Here is a 20,012-nt window from a genome sequence, read left to right as displayed (position 1 = left end):
ATGAAAGGGAAGAATAGATGAATTTAATAGTAGGATTAATTGCAATAACATTATTTTACATTTTATTTGCAAATATTATAAAAAAATATCCAGTGCTATTTTATATGGCAACTTATATTTTGATAATTCCCGTTGTTTTATATTATGAAACAAAGTTTTATAGAGAAATGCCAATCTGGTTTACAAAATATGTTATGGACATATTCAGAAGAGGAATTTTCTCGACAGTAACATTTATGATAGTAATGTTTCTAGGAGTAGTTACAACTCATAATAAATATACTAGAAAACTTATGAGTATAAGAGGAGAAATGTCAATTATAGGATGTTTTGCTGCGCTTTGTCATAATGTGGCTTTTGGAATAAGATATTTTGTAGAATTTTTTACAAATGCATCAAAAATGAATGTATATACTAAGACGGCAACAATAATAAGTTTAATTCTTATAGCTATGATGATTCCGCTTATGATAACTTCATTCAAGTGTGTAAGAAAGAAAATGAAAGCTAAAAATTGGAAAAATTTACAAAAATTAGCATATCCGTTTTTTTACTTGATATATGTTCACTTGATGGTTTTGTTTATGCATAAACCTGAAAAACATATACTATCAATAGCATTATATACTTTTATTTATTTGCTATACACAATTCTAAGATTAAGAAAATATCTACTAATTAAAAAAAGGAAAAACTAAATTTTAATAATACTATTGTAATCTTGATTACAATAGTATTATTTTTTTGTAGATATAGTATAAAACAAAATAATGATTTAATTTATGACGTTTAGCTTTTATAAAATATGAATAAGATGTTAATTAAAAATGAAAATTTTTATTAATTTCTTGAAATTTTTTTCTGAATATGATAATATATATTTGATAAAAATAATAATAAGTATAAGGCATTGATTGATTTGTAATTAGTGCTTAACTTTTTAGTAATTATATGATATATATTATCTTTATCATAAATTGTTTTTAGGGAGGTGCTAAGTTATAAAAAAGATATTTTCATTTTTTCTAATACTTTGTAGTGTTTTGCTTGTTTGTAACATAGGAAATGTAGAAGCTAAATCTGAAAAGAAAAAGTACTCTAATTGGCAAGAAGTAGCTAAAGATATGCATTTAAAATTTACAGAAGCAAAAGAGTATATTGATAAAAAAGATTATCAAAATGCTTATAAATCAATGGATTCTGCATATTTTGATTACTATGAAGTTCAAGGTTTTGAAAAAAATGTTATGGTTGCAATATCTAATAACAGAGTAAATGAAATTGAGGCTGCATTTAGAGAAATTAAGCATACTCTTTTAGGAAATACAAGTGATTCTGTTGAAAAAATTAAGGCATCAATAGATGAACTTGATATGAAAGTTTATAGAGATGCACTTGTTTTGGATAAAGTAATTTCAAAAAATGCACCGGATTCTGAAGGTAAAGCTGTATTTGGAGATACTGAAATTAAACAGGGAGATGAGAAAGCTAAAAATATCCAAGATTTTTTAACATCATTCGGATTGATGCTTAGAGAGGGATTGGAAGCAATTCTTGTTTGTGTTGCAATTATTGCTTATCTTGTTAAAACAGGCAATAAGCATCTTTGTAAGTCAGTTTATTTGGGAATGGGTGCTGCCGTTGTATGTAGTTTTGGTTTAGCCATAATAATAAACTATTTATTAGGAGGAGTTGGACAGGAACTACTTGAAGGCTGGACTATGTTTTTAGCGGTTATTGTTTTATTCTATGTTAGTAACTGGATTTTATCTAAATCTGAAGAAGAAGCATGGGAAAATTATATTCAATCTAAAGTTCAAAAATCAATAGATAACAGAAGTAAGTGGACTTTGGTTTTTGCTGCTTTTTTAGCTGTACTAAGAGAAGGAGCAGAGCTTATTTTATTTTATAAGGCCTCATTTTCGGGTGGAGGTAAGATTTTGTATCCAATGGGAGGGCTTGTTGCAGCCTCTGTTGTTTTGGTTATAATATTTTTACTTTTTAGATTCACATCAGTTAAATTACCGCTTAAACCATTTTTCTTGTTTACAAGTATATTATTATATCTAATGTGTATCTCGTTTATGGGAAAAGGGGTTATTGAGTTAACTGAAGCCGGAGTTATTTCTGGTTCAACAGTTATACCTGCAATGCAAGGTTGGAGTATTCCAATTTTGAATATCTATGATAGAGCCGAAACTTTAATTCCACAAATTATGTTGGTAATAATTACTGTTTGGATATTGTTAGGTCACTATTTAAAATTAAGAAAAATAAAAAAGGAAAGTTAAATTTCTATTTTATTAAAGTTAAAAAATTAGGAGGATTTATTTTATGAAAAAATCAAAAATGGTTGTAACATTAGCATTATTAGCGTCAGTAGGTTTAGTTGGCTGTCAAAAAAATGACACAGCAAAAATAAATGAATTGCAAAAATCAATTGAAGAAAAAGACAAAAAAATTGCTGAATTAAATGATAAATTAAAAGAAGCCGGTGGCGACGATGAAAAAGCTGAAGATGCTGAAAAACCAGGTGAATCAGGATTTGAAGAAATAAAAATTGGAGAAGAAAAAATTGTAGGTCCTTTCCAAGTTGCTACAGTTTATTTTCAAGGAGTTGATATGATTCCTGAAGGAAGACAACCTAGTGCTGCAGAATCAGATATGCACTTAGAAGCTGACATTCATTTGACTAAAGAAGCTGGTAAAAAATATGGTTTCGGTAGTGGAAAAGATATTTGGCCTGCATATTTAACAGTAAATTATAAAGTATTATCAACTGATGGAAAAGAAGTTACTTCAGGATCAATGATGCCAATGAACGCTGATGATGGGGCACATTATGGAACTAATATTAAAAAGAATGTTCTTAAAGTTGGTAAATACAAATTAGTTATTGAAATTCAACCATCTGCAGATTATTTACTACACACTGATGAAGAAACAGGTGTTCCTGCTATTAAAGATGGCGGAAAAGAAGCCGCTTCAAAGTACTATGAAAAACAAACTGTTGAGTTTGAATGGAATTATACTGGAGAACAATTACAAAATAAATAATATTGATTTTTAAATTAGAATATTAGTATTCAATATATGACAAACGGATAAATCCTCTCTTATTATTTTAAGAGAGGTTTTGCCGTATTTTAGAAGTGAGGTTTTATTTTGGGAAAATTTTATGTTGATGTAATTTTTACTATATGTACATTTTCTTTTTTCTTTGCATTGGTGTTATCTTTTTTAAAGAAAAATTCAACACTGATTAATAAAATAATTTCTTTTTCAATTTTAGTGATAGGAATTTTTTTAGGTTTTTATATACATATTCTTAGAGTAAAAAATAAAAAGGAAATGATACATACAGTTACAAAATTAAATAGATATGTTTTTGCATTATGTCTTTTTGTTTTTATTTTAATGAGTATTACATTGATTTTAGGAGTTATAACAAAAAATAAAAATAAAATATATAATTTTATTACTTCTATAAATTTAGGTTTTATGTTTATAACTATCTCGTTTATGCTATATTTGCTTATTCCTAAACTTTTAACTCAAGCGATGGAATTTATTGCATTTGGAGAAGATTCTGTAAGTACTGTGACTCTATTTAGAGTAAGTGGATTTATTCTTGGAATCTTAACCGGGATATTATTAGTATTAGCATTTTATAAGTTTCTAGTTAGATGTAGCAAAAAACAATATATTATAATGTTTATCGCTATATTTATTAACACATTTTTAGAATATGCTTTAAAAGGAATAACATCAATAGTTAGACTTAAGGAATATCTAAAGAAAGACTTTAATATGGCTCCAATTTTAACTGAAAAGAGCAATATTTTTGGAATAAAGGTTTTTGACTTAATGATTATAGAAGATAAAAGTGAAACATATTTTATTTCTATCGCTTTTATAATAATTTTATTAGGTATGATTTTTTTTGTATCTAAAAATTTAAGGGTAAAGGAAAAATTTGATAATAATGCAAGTTTAAGAAAAGAAAAATGGAGATTGATAGTAAATAGAAGATGGGCTTATTTTACTACAGTATTATCATTTGTAATGTTGTTTTCTGCGACTTACTTAAATTATCAACTTACAAAACCGGTTGAATTAACAGCAGCACAGCCATATCAAGAGGAAGGAGATAAAATTATTATTCCTTTATCTGATGTTGATGATGGGCACTTGCATAGATTTTCATATAAGAAAGATGGTCATGATATTAGATTTATAGTTGTTAAAAAGCCTAATAGTACTTCTTATGGAGTAGGCTTAGATGCTTGTCAAATATGTGGAGTTGCAGGATATTTTGAAAGAAAAAATGATATAGTGTGCAAAAGGTGCGATGTTGTTATGAATAAAGCAACTATAGGATTTAAAGGTGGATGTAATCCAATTCCTTTTGATTATAAAATTGAAAATTCAAAAATAATAATTGATAAAAAAGTTTTAGATAAAGAAAAAGAAAGATTTCCAATAGGAGAATAGTATGTTTTGGAGAATGGTTTTTGGAACTTTAATCAGACAACGAAAAAAGATGTTTATGATAGCTTTTACTGTCGCACTTGGTGTATCTCTTGCTACAGGAATGTTAAATGTAATGCTTGGAGTTGGTGATAAAGTAAATAAAGAGCTTAAAACTTATGGGGCAAATATAAATGTAGTTTCTAAGGATGCTTCATTAATTTCTGATTTGTATGAATTAGAAAATTCTGAAACTACAACAAATGATAAATATTTAAAAGAAGAAGATTTACCTAAAATCAAACAAATTTTTTGGGGGTTTTCTATAGTTGATTTTACTCCTTATCTTGAGAAAACTGCAAAAGTTAATAATCAAAAAACTAAATTAATAGGTACATGGTTTTCTAAACACATGGATTTAACAACTGGTGAACAAATTGATACTGGTATGAAAAACTTAAAAAATTGGTGGAAAATCACTGGAGAATGGTTAAATGAAGATGACGATAATAGTATTATGGTTGGAAGCTTGTTTGCGGGAAAAAATGGAGTTAAAGTTGGAGATAAAATAGAAATAAGTAATGGTAAAAATACTAAGATGTATAATGTTAAAGGAATATTTGAATCTGGTGGAAATGAAGATTTAAACGTTTTTTCTACTTTGAAGTCAGTTCAAAACTTATATGGAATTGAAGGAAAAATTTCTAATATAGAAGTTTCGTCACTTACTACTCCTGATAATGAATTAGCAAAAAAAGCAACTAGAGATCCAAATAGCTTAACACCTACTGAATATGAAACTTGGTATTGTACAGCTTATGTTAGTTCTATTTGTTATCAAATACAAGAAGTTGTTGAAGATAGTGTAGCCAAACCTATAAGACAAGTAGCAGAGTCAGAAGGAAAAATATTAGATAAAACGAAATTACTTATGATTCTAATTACAGCATTAGGATCAATTGGTTCTGCACTTGGAATTTCAAATCTTGTTACTGCTACTGTAATGGAAAAAAGTCAGGAAATAGGTCTTATAAAAGCAATTGGAGGTTCTAATCTTAGGATAATGTTGCTTATTTTAACAGAAATTGTATTAACTGGTATCATAGGTGGAATAGCAGGATATTTTATTGGCCTTGGATTTACACAAATAATAGGAATTACTGTGTTTGGATCTTATATAGAACCAGCGGTAATGGTTATTCCTATTGATATTGCTCTGGTAATTGGAGTTTCATTAATTGGAAGTATTCCAGCTATACATTATCTATTTAAACTTAAACCGACAGAAGTTCTTCATGGAAGGTAGGATTAAAATGAGTAAGAGAAAAATGTATTTAAAAATGATTTTAAGTTCTTTCATAAGAAGAAAGTCAAGAATGGTAGTAGCTTTATTAGCTGTAATAATAGGAGCTACTATTATGTCTGGTCTTATTACTATATATTTTGATATTCCAAGACAGTTGGGTAAAGAATTTAGATCATATGGCGCTAATTTTATATGTCTACCTAGTGAAGGAAAAATTACTGAAGAAGAATATAAAGAATTTAAAGAAATTATAAAAAATATGAATGTTGTAGGTATAGCTCCATACCGATATGAGACGACAAAAATTAATCAAAAGCCATATATTCTTGCGGGTACTGATATGGATGGAGCAAAAAAAAATAGTCCTTTTTGGTATGTTGAAGGAGAATGGGCAACAAATAGCGATTCAAATGAAGTTATGGTAGGAAAAGAAATTGCCAAAACTTTAGGACTTTCAGTAGGAGATAAATTTAAAGTTAGTGGAGTAAAACACGGGAAAAGTGCAATTGCTTCAGATGTGAATGATTCTGCAGAGAAAAGTAAAAATAAAGATACAGGTGATGATTTTTACGACGTAACTTTAATAGTAAAAGGAATAATTACAACTGGGGGTAAAGAAGAATCCTTCATATTTTTAAATATAGACAAACTAAATGAAATAGTTGAGGATACAACAAAAATTGATTCAATTGAATGTAGTATAGAAGCTAATCACAATGAATTAGATACTTTCGCAAAAAATTTGAGTAATAAATTACCTAATGTTATAGGTTCTGCTGTAAAAAGAGTTACTCAATCTCAAGATACTGTATTAAATAAATTAACTGCTTTAATATTATTAGTTAATATAGTTATATTAGTTTTGACAACAATTTCAGTTTCGACAACTATGATGGCGATAATTGCTGAAAGAAGAAAAGAAATAGGATTAAAAAAAGCACTTGGGGCACATAATAAAGAAATTATAATGGATTTTATAGGAGAGAGTGTATTGCTTGGACTAATTGGAGGAGTTATTGGTGTTATATTTGGGTTTATATTTGCTCAAAGAGTAAGTCTTAGTGTTTTTGGTAGGACAATTACATTCCAATATATATTAATTCCTGTAATTGTTGTTATTTCAGTATTAGTAACTACTGCAGGTTGTATTTTACCGGTTAAAAAAGCTGTTGACATTGATCCTGCATTAGTATTAAAAGGAGAGTAAAATATGGATAATGATAAAGTAATATTAGAACTTAGAGATGTTTCTAAAATTTATGAATCAGTTAATGCTCTTAGTAACATTAATTTAAAGGTTAAAAAAGGTGACTGGATTGCTATAATGGGCTCATCAGGTTCTGGAAAAACAACTATGATGAATATAATAGGATGTATGGATAGACCATCAAATGGACAAGTATTAATTGATGGAATAGACATTTCAAAAGAAAGTCAAAAAAATCTTACTAATATTAGAAGAGAAAAAATTGGTCTTATATTTCAACAATTTCATTTGATTAGTTATTTAACCGCTCTTGAAAATGTAATGGTTGCTCAGTATTATCATAGTATGATTGATGAAAAAGAAGCTTTAGAAGCACTTAAAAAAGTAGGTCTTGGTGATAGAGCAAAGCATTTGCCAAGTCAATTATCTGGTGGAGAACAACAAAGAGTATGTATAGCAAGAGCTTTAATAAATAATCCTGAAATAATATTAGCTGATGAACCAACAGGAAATTTGGATGAAGCAAATGAAATTATGGTAATAGAAATTCTAAAACAACTTCACAAGGAAGGTGCTACTATAATTGTTGTTACTCATGATCCTGAAGTAGGAGATGAGGCTATGAGAAAAATAATATTAGATTATGGAAAAATTGTAGATGATAAATTATTGACAATATAAATTATAGATGTTATAATGTTTTTGGTGGTATATATGAAAAGGAAAAATTTTAATTTTTTTATTATTCTAATTTTATCTATGATATTTGTTACTTCATGTAGTTCAAAAAAAACATTAAAAGATGGAGTATATGAAGGATATTACAAAGATGAAAGTTCAAATGTTAAAGTCGTAATTACTGTTAAAGATAAGAAAATTGTAGATTGTGTTAGAGAAGAGAGAGAAAATAAGAATAATAAGATAAAAGACGAAAATTATGGTAAAGATGATGCTGATTTTAATTATAAGCAAGCACAAAAAGCTGTAAAGAATAGTGAAGGATATGCAAAAAAGTTAGTTGAGGTTCAAGATATTGATAAAGTTGACTCAGTTAGTGGAGCGACAATTTCTTATAAAAGATTTAAAAATGCGGTTAATAATGCTTTAAATAAATAATTTTTAGGAGGATTTTCGTGAAAATATTAAAGAAGAAAATTGTTAATATTATTATTTTACTATTAGGGACTGTACTTGCATTAACACCATTTGTAATCGCACCTGTTTGTCCTGCAATGGCTAATGGGTCAAGAATGAGTTGTTATTATAGCGGTCTATTAGCAACTTGTGTTGGTATAGGAATTGTTATAATTTCATTAGTATCTGTTTTTGTAGATAATAAAATTTCAAAGATTATTTTTAATATTATTAATATATTAGCAGGAATTAGTGTTCATTTAATACCAAATAAAATAATTAAGGTTACTATTGGTGCCGGAAAAGATGGAGCTCCTAGATTCATGGGATATTGCATGAAAGATTCTATGGATTGTATCAAACATAATACATTTACAATAGTTTCTATTTTAGGAATTGCAATTGCTCTTATCTCAATTTTTTATTTGATTTATGTTTTGATAAGAAAAGAAAATTAATTCATTAAAGAAAAGAGAAAAAAATGACTAATAAGAAAATTGATATTAAGTTTTTAGCGAAAGAAAACATAAGAAAAAAACCTCTTAGAAGTATTTCATTAATTAGCATTATTGCTATTTTTGTTTTATTTTTGTTCTGTGGTACGATTTTATCATCAAGTATTTCTGGTGGAGTTAATAATCTGTCAAATAGACTTGGTGCAGATATTATTGTTGTTCCAGAAGGTTATAAGGCAAATATTGAAAGTGTATTACTAAAAGGAGAACCTAGTGAATTTTATCTTCCTAATGATTCATTAGAAAAGATAAAAAAAATTGAAGGTATAGAATCAGCAACACCTCAGCTTTATGTTGCAACACTTTCTGCATCTTGTTGCTCGTACCCCGTTCAAATTATAGGAATAGATTATGATACAGATTTTTTAATTAAGCCTTGGCTTCAAAAAACACTTAAGAGAGAATTAAAAGATGATGAAGTAATTGTAGGAAGTAATATTGTTGGTGAAAAAAATTCAAAAGTTAAATTTTTTGAAGAAGAGCTTGATATAGTTGGAAAACTCGAACAAACTGGTATGGGTTTTGATGCAACAGTTTTCGTTAATATGAAAACTGCTAGAAAACTTGCAAAAGCAAGCGAACGAATTCAAAAAAATCCAGCTTCTGAAGGCGAAAAAATTTCTACAATTTTATTGAAATTAAAGCCAAATTACAGTGCTTCAGAAGTATCTAATAAGATTATGAAAGAATATGCTAAAGATGGAATTTTTGCTATGTTTAGTAAAAAATTTGTAAATGAAGTATCTTCAAATTTAAAGGTTATTTCAAGTTATATATATATTTCAATAGCTGTAATATGGGGAATGTCAATGATTTTATTGGCAGTAGTATTTTCTGTAATACTTAATGAAAGAAAAAAGGAATTAAGTATTCTTCGAGTGTTAGGAGCGTCTAAGAAAAAGTTATCTAAGATTATTATGTATGAGTCCTTATATATAGGTTTTTATGGATCAGTTCTTGGAATAATTATTGGCATTATAGCTGTGTTTTCAATAATTCCAATTATTCAAAAAAACTTAAATTTACCGTTCTTAACTCCTTCAATACCAAAATTAGTTCTAGTTTCATTGTTTAGTTTATTAGTTGGAACAGTAATTGGATGTTTATCATCATTAAATGCTGCTAGAAAAATCAGTAGAACTGATGTTTATTTGACTATGAGGGAGAATGATTAGAATGTTAAAAGTAGAACAATTATACAAAACATATGTTAGAGCGAAAGAATTTAATGCATTAGATGATGTTAATTTGGATATTAAGAGCGGAGAATTTGTTGCAATAGTCGGAAAATCTGGAAGCGGCAAATCTACACTTTTAAATATCATATCTGGAATATTAAGTCCTACAAGTGGGAAAGTGTCATTGGATAATAAAGAGATAAGCTCTCTTTCTGATGATGAAAAATCTTTTATAAGAAATGACTTAATGGGATTTGTTCCACAATCTACAGTAGTATTGTCAACACTTAACATTCTAGATAATATTTGTTTACCTTTTTATCTAAGTAAAAGAGAAGGAGATCCTGTTGGTCGCGGAAAATATTTGTTAAAAGAATTAGGTTTAGAACATTTAGAAAGTTCATATCCTAGAGAATTATCAGGGGGAGAACTTAGAAGAGTTACAATTGCAAGAGCACTGATGAATTATCCTAAAATAATTCTTGCAGATGAACCTACTTCTGATTTGGATGTTGAAAATACTAAGGAAGTATTAGAAATAATGAAAGATATTAATAAAAAAAATAATACAACAATTGTACTTGTTACACATGACCTAGCATGTCTATCATATGCAGATAAGGTTTATACTATGATTTCTGGAAAAATTTCGGAAGGTAAGAATATATAATTTTGTAAAACTGGTTTATTTTTAGTAAATCAGTTTCTTTTTATATAATGTGAAAACATTATTTAATAGGTTATTTAATAATTTAAAAAAAATCTTTTTAAAAATTATTTTTAAATATGGACAATTATAGATTGTTTTGATATAATATAGATTAAGAAAGAAAAATAAAGGAGGCAAATATGTTAAAGGAAAAGGTTGTAGTCAAATCGGAAATTGGCCTTAATGCCAGAGTAGCTTCTATGTTTTTAAGGAATTCAGTAAAATTTAATTCTGATATTATATTAATAAAAGATAATAATAGATACAATGGAAAAAGTATTTTAAGTATTTTATCAATGCAGGTTGGAAATGGTGAAGAAATAGAAATTGAAGTAACAGGAGATGATGAAAATGTGGCTATGGAAACTTTAATTTCATTTTTTGAACAAGACTTAAAAGAATTTTATACAATATAATAAAATGTTTTAAAAAATTCTCTAAAAGAGAATTTTTTTTATTGCGAAGCAACAAGTTTCCCAGGTACCCACACGAAGCGAAGCATAGAAAAGGGGTGGGGTTCTTATTATAAGTAACGTCAAAAAAACATAACATATGGAATAGAATTATTTTTTAAGATTAAAATGGATATAATTTAAGAAAATAATTAGATTAATTATATTGTTAATTATATAGATAAAATTAAGTATTAAATAAAATATTTTTTTTGAAAATCTATCAAAATTTTTAATACTTAAAAGCTAAAATGCTTGAAAAAATTTGCTGATTTTGCTATACTCTAAGTATGATGTAGTATTGTATTTCGCTATATTATAACTAGAATAACTATATGATGGTTATATACTAAAATAGTACATATTAATGGATTAGAGTATTGTTATCAATGTTTAATGTTTTAAATAAGTAATTTCTTGTTTTTTATTATATAATTACATATGGTTCTTCTAAAAAATTTTACAAGGAGGCAAATTATGGCTTTTGTTTTTAATGTTGAAGAAAATCAAGACAAAATTGATGAGCTTTGTGAATTTATTGATAAGAAGAAAGATATTCCGGGAGCATTAATGCCAGTTTTACAAGAAGCACAAAGTATTTTTGGGTATCTTCCAGAAGAGATTATGGATTTGATAGCAAAAAGAATGAAAATATTCCCTGCTAAAGTATTTGGTGTAGCTACTTTCTATTCACAATTTTCATTTATTCCAAAAGGAAAATATCAAATTTCTGTATGTATGGGAACTGCTTGTTACGTAAAAGGAGCTCAAGAAATTTTAAATGAGTTTTGTGACAGAGTAGGTGTAGATGTTGGTGGAACTAGTGAAGATTTGAAGTTTTCTGTTGCTCAAACTCGTTGTATTGGTGAATGTAATTTAGCACCTGTTGTTACAATAAATGAAGATGTTTATGCTCATATAAAAAAAGCAGATATCAGAAGAATAATGAGAAAGTATAAATAGAGGTGATCTTATGATAAAAACTGAAGTTGATTTTAAAATATTAGATACTATTAAAGAAAAAAACTATCCTCTATTAATTGAAAGGTTAAATCAAGAACCTGATAAGTACATAATTGACGAAAATGGTATTCGTCTAAAAGGAGAGTTTTTTGAAAAACAAACTAGAATTGCATTAAAGAATTTTGGAATAGTTGATGAACATAGTGTTAATGAATATGTTGCATTAGGTGGATATTACGCTTTAGCGAAAGTAATAGGAAGTCTTACTCCTGAAGAAGTTGTAAATGAAATGAAAAATTCAGGACTTAGAGGCCGTGGTGGTGCAGGTTTCCCAACAGGGAGAAAATGGGAAGGTGCTATGCAACAACCTGCGGGCCAAAAATACGTAGTATGTAATGCAGATGAAGGAGATCCAGGAGCGTTTATGGATAGATCTATACTTGAAGGAGATCCACATTCTGTATTAGAAGGAATGGCGATTTGTGGCTTTGCGATTGGAGCTGATAGAGGTTTTATCTATGTTAGAGCTGAATATCCTAAAGCTGTCATAAATTTAAGAGAAGCAATAAAGAAGGCAGAAGAAAAGAATCTTCTTGGTGATAATATTCTAGGAACAGATTTTAGTTTTCATGTTGAATTAAGGCTTGGTGCTGGAGCATTTGTTTGTGGAGAAGGCACAGCACTTATAGAATCTATAGAAGGTAAACGTGGTATGCCTAGAACTAAGGTTTATAGAACAACAGTTAAAGGCCTTTTCCAAAAACCTACTGTTTTAAATAATGTTGAAACATTTGCAAATGTACCGCAAATTATGTATAAAGGTTCAGATTGGTATAAATCAATTGGTACAGAAGATAGTTCTGGAACTAAAGTATTTGCCCTTGTAGGTAAGGTTGCCAATGCAGGACTTGTTGAAGTTCCTATGGGAACTACAATAAATGAAATTGTATATGACATTGGTGGTGGTACTGGTAATGATAAAAAAGTAAAAGCTGTTCAAACTGGTGGACCTTCTGGTGGTTGTATTCCTACAGATTATTTTGATACACCTGTAGACTTTGGATCTTTAGCTAAGATTGGTTCTATTATGGGATCAGGTGGAATGGTTGTAATGGATGAAACAGATTGTATGGTTGATATTGCAAGATTTTTCTTAGATTTTACTGTTGAGGAATCTTGTGGTAAATGTGTTCCTTGTAGGGAAGGTACAAAGAGAATGTTAGAGTTATTGGAAAAAATAACTTCTGGGAAAGGTGAAGATGGTGACATTGAAAGACTTGAAGATCTTTCCGAAACAATAACTGTTGCATCACTTTGTGGACTTGGACAAACGGCTGCAAATCCAGTAGTAAGTACTTTACATTATTTTAGAAATGAGTATGAAGCTCATATTTATGATAAAAAATGTCCTGCGGGAGTTTGTCAAGCTCTTCTTGAATTCTTTATTACAGATAAGTGTATTGGTTGTACTAAATGTGCTAAGGCTTGTCCAGTTGATTGTATTACAGGAGTTCAAAAGCAATTACATGTTATTGAACCATCTAAGTGTATTAAATGTGGATCTTGTGAAGCTGCGTGTCCAGTTAATGCTATAATTAGAAGATAGGTTCTGGAGGTATATTATGTCTAATATGATTAATTTAACTATAAATGGAAAGAATGTTAGTGTTGAAAAAGGAACTACTATTATTGAAGCTGCTAAAAAGGTTGGAGTAGATATTCCAAATCTATGTTATGAAAAAAGTCTAACTGCATTTGCTGGATGTAGAATGTGTGTTGTTGAAATTGAAGGAAGTAAAAAACTTGAAACAGCATGTTCAACACTTGTAAAAGAAGGAATGGTTGTAAATACTGAAAGTGAAAAATTAACAAAAATAAGAAGAAATATTCTAGATTTATTGTTTTCTAATCATCCAAGTGATTGCTTAACTTGTGATATGGTTGGTAATTGTAAATTGCAAGAATATTGCTATAGATATGGAATGAAGAAGGGTACATGGATTGGTGAAGTCCAAAATCATGAAATTGATGCAAACAACCCTGTTATGATAAGAGATCAAAACAAGTGTATTTTATGTGGTAAATGTGTTAGAGTATGTCAAGATGTACAAGTTACAGGAGCTATAGATTTTGTAGAAAGAGGATTTAATGCTTATATTGGAACTCATAAAAATCTAGATTTAAATACTGATAACTGTAGATTTTGTGGGCAATGTATTAGTGTTTGCCCTACAGGAGCTTTACTAAATAAACAATTAATGGGAACTAGACCTTGGGAAATAAAAAAAGTGAGAACAACATGTCCTTTCTGTGGTACTGGTTGTAATTTTGATTTAAATGTAAATGTTAAGACCGGAAAAGTAATTGGAGTTACTCCAAATGAAGATTCTCCAATTAATGGAACTCAGCTTTGTGTTAAGGGGCGTTTCCATACTGACTTAATTAACAGTCCTGATAGACTTACTGATCCATTGATTAAGAGAAATGGTGTATTTGAAAAAGCAACTTGGGAAGAAGCTTTAGATTTGGTTGTTTCTAAGTTAAGTAGCACAAAAGAGACTTATGGTCCTGACTCAATTGCAGGTTTAAGCTCTGCTAGAACTTGTAATGAAGACAATTTTGCTTTTCAAAAGATGATGCGTGTTGCCATTGGTACAAATAATGTTGATCACTGTGCGAGAACCTGACATGCTCCTACAGTTGCAGGTCTTGCAACAACATTAGGTTCTGGAGCTATGACAAATTCTGTTAACGAAGTTTTTAAGACTGATTTAATGTTTGTTATAGGTTCAAATACAACTGAAGCTCATCCAATAATTGGAAATAAAATGCAACAGGCTCATAGACAAGGTAAAAAGCTAGTAGTAGTTGATCCAAGAAAAACTGAATTAGCAAGAGAAGCTGATTTGCACATTTCATTGAAATCAGGAACAGATGCTGCTTTAATTAATGGTATCATGAATATAATAATAACTGAAGGTTTATATGCTAAGGAATATGTTGAAAATAAAGTAGAAAGATTTGAAGAAGTTAAAGAACTTGTTTCTAAATATACTCCAGAATTAGTTAGTAAAATTACTACTGTTCCTGTAGATCAAATTTATGAAGCTGCAAGAATGTATGCTTCTGCAGAAAGAGCTGGAATTTTCTATACTTTAGGTATTACTGAACATACAACTGGTACATCAAATGTAATGAATCTTTCTAACTTAGCTTTATTATGTGGAAATATTGGAATTGAAGGTGGTGGAATTAATCCTCTTCGTGGACAAAATAATGTTCAAGGTGCTTGTGATATGGCAGCTTTACCAAATTATTTTCCGGGATATCATAAAGTATTGGAAGAAGATAATGTTAAATTGTTTGAAAAACATTGGAATTGTAAATTAAATAGAAAGATGGGACTTAGAATCCCTGAAATGCTTGATGGAGCAGCAGAAGGTTCAGTTAAAGCTATGTACATTATGGGTGAAGATCCTGTACTTTCTGATCCAGATGCCAACCATGTTAAGCATGCATTAAGTAGTTTAGATTTCTTAGTCGTTCAAGATATTAACTTAACTGAAACTGCTAAACTTGCAGATGTTATTTTGCCAGCCACATGTTATGCTGAAAAAGATGGTACTTTTACAGCATCTGAAAGAAGAGTTCAAAGAGTTAGAAAAGCTGTTGAAGCTCCTGGACAAGCAAGATTGGATTGGGCTATTTTAGCGGATGTCTCAAAACGTCTTGGAGGTAAGGGATTTGATTGGAAGACATCAGAAGATGTTTTTGATGAAATTAGAAAGTGCATGCCAACTTATAGAGGAATTACTTATGATAAAATAGATAAGTTGAATGGAGTTCAATGGCCATGTACATCAGATGATCATTTGGGTACAAAATATCTTCATGAAGGTAAATTTACAAGAGGAGATAAAGCTCTTATGATACCTGTTGAATATGAAGGTCCAAAAGAACTTGAAAATGAAGAATATCCAATAATCTTATCTACTGGTAGAGCATTATACCACTATAATGTAATGACTAGATATTCTGATGCGCTTGATGGAATTTTACCATATGAGTTAATTGAAATTTCAGCAGAAGATGCACAAAAATATGGATTAGAAGATGGAGATTTTATGAGAGTTACTTCTAGAAGAGGTAGTGTAGTTGGTAGAACAAAAATTACTGACAAAGTAAAACCAGGATTAATCTATATGACATTCCATTTTGCTGAAACACCAGTAAATCAATTGACTAGTGCACACTATGATCCTATTACTAAAACTGCAGAATATAAGGTAACTGCTGTAAATATTAAGAAGGTAAACAAACTAGATAAAGGATTAAAAAGTGAAAAGTTTGTTGACTTAAATGAATTAGTTGATGAAACAGTTTAGTTAAATAGTTACTATTGTTTAATTAATTAGATTGGGAAGTCCAAAGAACTTCCCAATTTTTTTTTGTGTATTTTTAACATTATTATTGAAACTTAATTAAATTTAATATATACTTATAGTAGTTTATTTATTTTTTTAGGAGGTTACAATGAGTAAAATTTTATTAGTTGAAGATGAAGAAAATATTAGATTGTTTACAAAAATTAATCTTGAAAGAGAAGGTTTTGAAGTTCTAGAAGCTGAAAGTGGAGAAATTGGAGTAGAACTTGCCTTAAAATATAATCCTCAAGTTGTTATTTTAGATGTAATGCTACCAGGAATAGATGGCTTTGAAGTATGTAAGATTCTTAGAGAAAAACTTCCTAAAATTGGGATTATAATGCTTACTGCTAAAACTCAAGATGTAGATAGAATTAATGGATTAGAAAGTGGAACTGATGATTATTTAAGTAAACCATTTAATCCTGTTGAACTTATTTTAAGAATAAAATCTCTTATTAGACGTCTTGTTTCAATTCAAAATAGTAGTGACTTGATAAGTATATATCCTTTTAAATTAGATTTATATTCTAAGAATTTTTATAAAGATGGAAAAGAAATTGAACTTACGCCAACAGAACTAACTATTATTACAATATTTATGTCAAATCCTGGTAGAGCTTTTTCAAGAAATGAGCTTTTAAATATGACATGGGGAGAAGAATTTGATGGAGACATTAAAATCGTAGATGTTAATATTAGAAGACTAAGAGCTAAAATTGAGGACAATTCAAGTAAACCAAAATATATTGAAACAGTTTGGGGGACTGGATATAGATGGAATTCAAACTAAAGTACAATAAACTAGTTGATAAATTTAATGAAATAAAAGATTTGATTTTAAAAAAATCTTTAAGAACTAGAATAATGACTCAGTTTTTTATGGTTATAGTTTTAATAGTAGTATTCTTTGAAATTTTTTTGATTTTTACAATAAAAAACTATTATTATTCTGGTGTTACTGGAATAATACAAAATCAGGCTAAGTATAGTGCAAAGCTATATGAAATTCATTTAGCCAATTCAAGTTTATCTGAGCTTGTATTAGATGATATTGAAGAGTTTTATAGTGAAGTAAATGCACAGGTGCAAATTCTAAATAATTCGGGAAAAGTTTTACTTGATACAGTAAATGGAAATCAAATCGGTAGTGTATTATCTTCAAATGACGTTACATCAGCCAAAAACGGAAGTAATGGTTCAACTGTATATAAAAATCCTATTTCAAATAAAAATGAATTGGCTGTAACGATTCCTCTTAATAATGGGAATGAACAAGTTGGCATAGCAAGGTTTATAATTTCTATGGAAAATATTGATAGTATGATTGCGCAACGTTATCTTGTTTTCTTTTTATTTGGTTTTTTTGTTATAATAATAGGGATGAGTATAAGTATATTTATGAGTAATAGAATTGTCAATCCTATTGAACGATTAACTAATGTCGCATTAAAATTAGCTGATGGGCAATTAAATGAAAAAGCAGATGAGGTTGGAGATTTTGAGATTTCAAAGCTTGGTAGTACAATGAATTTAATGAGTGAAAATTTGGTAAAAAAAGAGCAATTAAAGAAGGATTTTATTTCAAGTATTTCTCATGAATTAAGAACACCCCTTACTGTTATAAAGGGATGGGCTTTTACTTTACAACCAGAGGCTAAAAATAATAAACTTTTAGAAGATGGTTTAAGTATTATAGAAAAAGAAAGTGATAGATTAGGGAATATGGTTACTGAGCTTTTAGATTTTTCTGAACTAAGTAGCGGTAGACTTATAATGAATAAAGAACTTTTTGACCTTAATGAGCTTGGAATTTTTATTAACAAACAATTAATGCCTAAATCAAGTTCTAAGAAAATAGATATGATTCTAAATTATGATGAGACAAAAAGAGTTATGGTAATGGCTGATAGAGATCGAATCAAACAAGTGTTCATAAATATTTTAGATAATGCTCTAAAATTTACTGATGAAGGTGGAGTTGTTTTAACAGATATTAAAATTGAAAATGAAAGAGCTGTTGTTGAAGTCATAGATAATGGTTGTGGAATTTCTGAAGATGAAATATCTTTAGTTACTGGTAAATTTTATAAAGGTTCTAATAGTAACTCACATACAGGTCTTGGTTTGTCAATTTGTGAGGAAATTGTAAAAGCTCATAATGGGAACTTGATAATAAGAAGTGTTTTAGAGAAAGGTACTGTTGTTAGAGTTGAATTGCCAATTGAAAAAGGAGATATTCAAAATGAGACATAGAAAAATTATTTTAAGTAGTATTGGAATAAGTTTAGCGTTTTTAATAATTTTATTGTTTTTTGTCTTAAGAGGAAATTTTTTTAGATATACTGATATTAATTCTATGATATTAGAGCCAAAATCAAATTCGCTGTTAATTTCTGGAACTTGGAAATTGACTTCTATAACATCATTGAGTGATGGAAGTGAAGAAAAAAGTTCTGATGATAAGTGTTATATTAACGAAAAATTTGTTTACTTTGAAAAAACAAGTACATCAAATCCAAATTTTAAGTTTAGGCAACTCAATTTTAAAAATTATTTGTTGTATAATGGCATCATAACTGATAAGATTAGTATTGATTCTGATGAGGTGATAGTAGTTTCTATAAAAGATGAGAGAAATTTTTATAAAGAATTTATAATTTTGAATAAAAATAAAATTGCTACAATTCATCACAAAAAGTATTATGTTTTTGAAAAAATTTCAGATGATGTAGATAATGATGTTATTGATAAGTTAAAACTTAATGAAAGTTCTAATAATACTAAAAAAGATATTTCATTTTTAATTGGAGTAAAAAGTGTTGGAACAAAGGATGTTGATTATGAAACTTTTTTAATAAGAAAAAATGGAAATGATAAACCTACTGCAAACAAGATAAATGGGCTCTTTGTCAATAATCAAAACAAATTTTTTCTTGTAAATTCTACCAAGGATAGTATTTATATAACAAATGACTATATAAATAACACAACAAAAAATATATTAGATATAAAGAATGCTACAATAAATTTTTTGAGTAAAAACTATATTAGTATTGAATCATATAATTCAGAAACAAATAAAAAGAATTATTCTATTTATAAAATTGGAAATTTATCAGAAGAGAGTAAAATGTCTATTAAAGATATTGCCGGAGATAGAGGAGAGAAGGCATATTTTAACAATATTAGAAAACTTGGATATTCAAGTGAAAATGTTAACTCATATGATATGAAGAATTTTGGGGTAAAGAGAAACAATTTTAATTGGTTTTTTAAGGGAATATTAAGTAACTATTCAAACGATAATTTTGTTTCTAGTGAGATTGATTTAGATTTAATTCCTAATGTAGATATTTTTACGAATAAATCAAGTAAAATTTCAAAATTAAAAGTAAAAGAAAAAGTACAAAATGTGTTGGATTATTTTGTTTCTCCAGATGAGAGTATGATAGTTATTTTAACTGCTGATGATATTTCAATGTATGAAATAAAAAATAACGAAATTGGAACTTTACCAATATTTAATACAACTTTGAAAAATCGAAGAGAGGTTGTAACTTTTCAATGGACTAACTCAATTAGTAGTGAATTGACATATACTGAGTTTATGAAAATAAAACAGGTAAATTAAATAGAAAAATCTCTATGCAT

The 20,012-nt window shown here is 28.4% G+C and carries 18 protein-coding genes; all 18 read left to right on the top strand.

What is annotated here, in order from left to right:
• The first annotated feature begins 17 nt into the window (after window positions 1-17).
• The 18 genes from RWJ08_RS01210 (at window position 18) to RWJ08_RS01125 (ending at window position 19,992) form a co-directional block, all read left to right on the top strand.
• Window positions 18-698: a hypothetical protein gene (locus tag RWJ08_RS01210; protein ID WP_313960801.1), complete on the top strand. Its 681-nt coding sequence runs from the start codon at window positions 18-20 to the stop codon at window positions 696-698.
• Window positions 699-1,043: 345 nt separating this feature from the next.
• A complete protein-coding gene (locus RWJ08_RS01205; RefSeq protein ID WP_313960800.1) occupies window positions 1,044-2,291 on the top strand; it encodes an FTR1 family protein in 1,248 nt (415 codons plus the stop codon).
• Window positions 2,292-2,334: 43 nt separating this feature from the next.
• Complete coding sequence (locus RWJ08_RS01200) at window positions 2,335-3,057, top strand: iron transporter (RefSeq protein ID WP_009372429.1); 723 nt, start codon at window positions 2,335-2,337, stop codon at window positions 3,055-3,057.
• Between the two features lie 108 nt (window positions 3,058-3,165).
• Window positions 3,166-4,494, top strand: coding sequence for a Fe-S-containing protein (locus tag RWJ08_RS01195; RefSeq protein WP_313960799.1), 1,329 nt, complete (start codon window positions 3,166-3,168; stop codon window positions 4,492-4,494).
• A gap of 1 nt (window position 4,495) precedes the next feature.
• Window positions 4,496-5,776: an ABC transporter permease gene (locus tag RWJ08_RS01190; RefSeq protein WP_313960798.1), complete on the top strand. Its 1,281-nt coding sequence runs from the start codon at window positions 4,496-4,498 to the stop codon at window positions 5,774-5,776.
• A gap of 7 nt (window positions 5,777-5,783) precedes the next feature.
• Window positions 5,784-6,983, top strand: coding sequence for an FtsX-like permease family protein (locus RWJ08_RS01185; protein ID WP_313960797.1), 1,200 nt, complete (start codon window positions 5,784-5,786; stop codon window positions 6,981-6,983).
• 3 nt (window positions 6,984-6,986) lie between these two features.
• Window positions 6,987-7,664, top strand: a complete 678-nt coding sequence (locus tag RWJ08_RS01180) for an ABC transporter ATP-binding protein (protein ID WP_009354227.1) — start codon at window positions 6,987-6,989, stop codon at window positions 7,662-7,664.
• Window positions 7,665-7,697: 33 nt separating this feature from the next.
• Window positions 7,698-8,099, top strand: coding sequence for an FMN-binding protein (locus RWJ08_RS01175; RefSeq protein WP_293439837.1), 402 nt, complete (start codon window positions 7,698-7,700; stop codon window positions 8,097-8,099).
• A gap of 17 nt (window positions 8,100-8,116) precedes the next feature.
• On the top strand, window positions 8,117-8,575 hold the full coding sequence (locus tag RWJ08_RS01170) for a DUF4418 family protein (protein WP_313960796.1): 459 nt from the start codon (window positions 8,117-8,119) through the stop codon (window positions 8,573-8,575).
• Window positions 8,576-8,598: 23 nt separating this feature from the next.
• Window positions 8,599-9,807, top strand: a complete 1,209-nt coding sequence (locus RWJ08_RS01165; RefSeq protein ID WP_293439835.1) for an ABC transporter permease — start codon at window positions 8,599-8,601, stop codon at window positions 9,805-9,807.
• On the top strand, window positions 9,800-10,480 hold the full coding sequence (locus RWJ08_RS01160; protein ID WP_293439834.1) for an ABC transporter ATP-binding protein: 681 nt from the start codon (window positions 9,800-9,802) through the stop codon (window positions 10,478-10,480). The genes RWJ08_RS01165 and RWJ08_RS01160 overlap by 8 nt, the downstream gene beginning before the upstream one ends.
• Before the next feature lie 179 nt (window positions 10,481-10,659).
• A complete protein-coding gene (locus RWJ08_RS01155) occupies window positions 10,660-10,935 on the top strand; it encodes an HPr family phosphocarrier protein (protein ID WP_009372558.1) in 276 nt (91 codons plus the stop codon).
• A 513-nt stretch (window positions 10,936-11,448) separates the two neighbouring features.
• Window positions 11,449-11,934: an NAD(P)H-dependent oxidoreductase subunit E gene (locus RWJ08_RS01150; protein WP_009372536.1), complete on the top strand. Its 486-nt coding sequence runs from the start codon at window positions 11,449-11,451 to the stop codon at window positions 11,932-11,934.
• Window positions 11,935-11,944: 10 nt separating this feature from the next.
• Entirely contained in the window at window positions 11,945-13,540 is a 1,596-nt protein-coding gene (locus RWJ08_RS01145) for an NADH-quinone oxidoreductase subunit F (protein WP_293439833.1), read from the top strand.
• 25 nt (window positions 13,541-13,565) lie between these two features.
• A complete protein-coding gene (gene fdhF / locus RWJ08_RS01140; protein WP_313961002.1) occupies window positions 13,566-16,319 on the top strand; it encodes a formate dehydrogenase subunit alpha in 2,754 nt (917 codons plus the stop codon).
• 148 nt (window positions 16,320-16,467) lie between these two features.
• Window positions 16,468-17,151, top strand: a complete 684-nt coding sequence (locus tag RWJ08_RS01135) for a response regulator transcription factor (protein ID WP_009372593.1) — start codon at window positions 16,468-16,470, stop codon at window positions 17,149-17,151.
• Window positions 17,136-18,614, top strand: coding sequence for a HAMP domain-containing sensor histidine kinase (locus RWJ08_RS01130; RefSeq protein WP_009372499.1), 1,479 nt, complete (start codon window positions 17,136-17,138; stop codon window positions 18,612-18,614). Before RWJ08_RS01135 ends, RWJ08_RS01130 begins: the two co-directional genes overlap by 16 nt.
• Window positions 18,604-19,992 (top strand): hypothetical protein, encoded by a 1,389-nt coding sequence (locus tag RWJ08_RS01125; RefSeq protein WP_293439830.1) that lies wholly within the window; start codon window positions 18,604-18,606, stop codon window positions 19,990-19,992. Before RWJ08_RS01130 ends, RWJ08_RS01125 begins: the two co-directional genes overlap by 11 nt.
• The last annotated feature ends 20 nt before the right edge of the window (window positions 19,993-20,012 follow it).

Origin of the sequence: uncultured Parvimonas sp., assembly GCF_963524015.1 — a bacterium.
In the GTDB taxonomy this organism is placed as follows: Bacteria; Bacillota; Clostridia; order Tissierellales; family Peptoniphilaceae; genus Parvimonas.
Note: the sequence above shows the minus strand (reverse complement) of the source record. Positions and strands in the feature narration are given on the sequence as shown.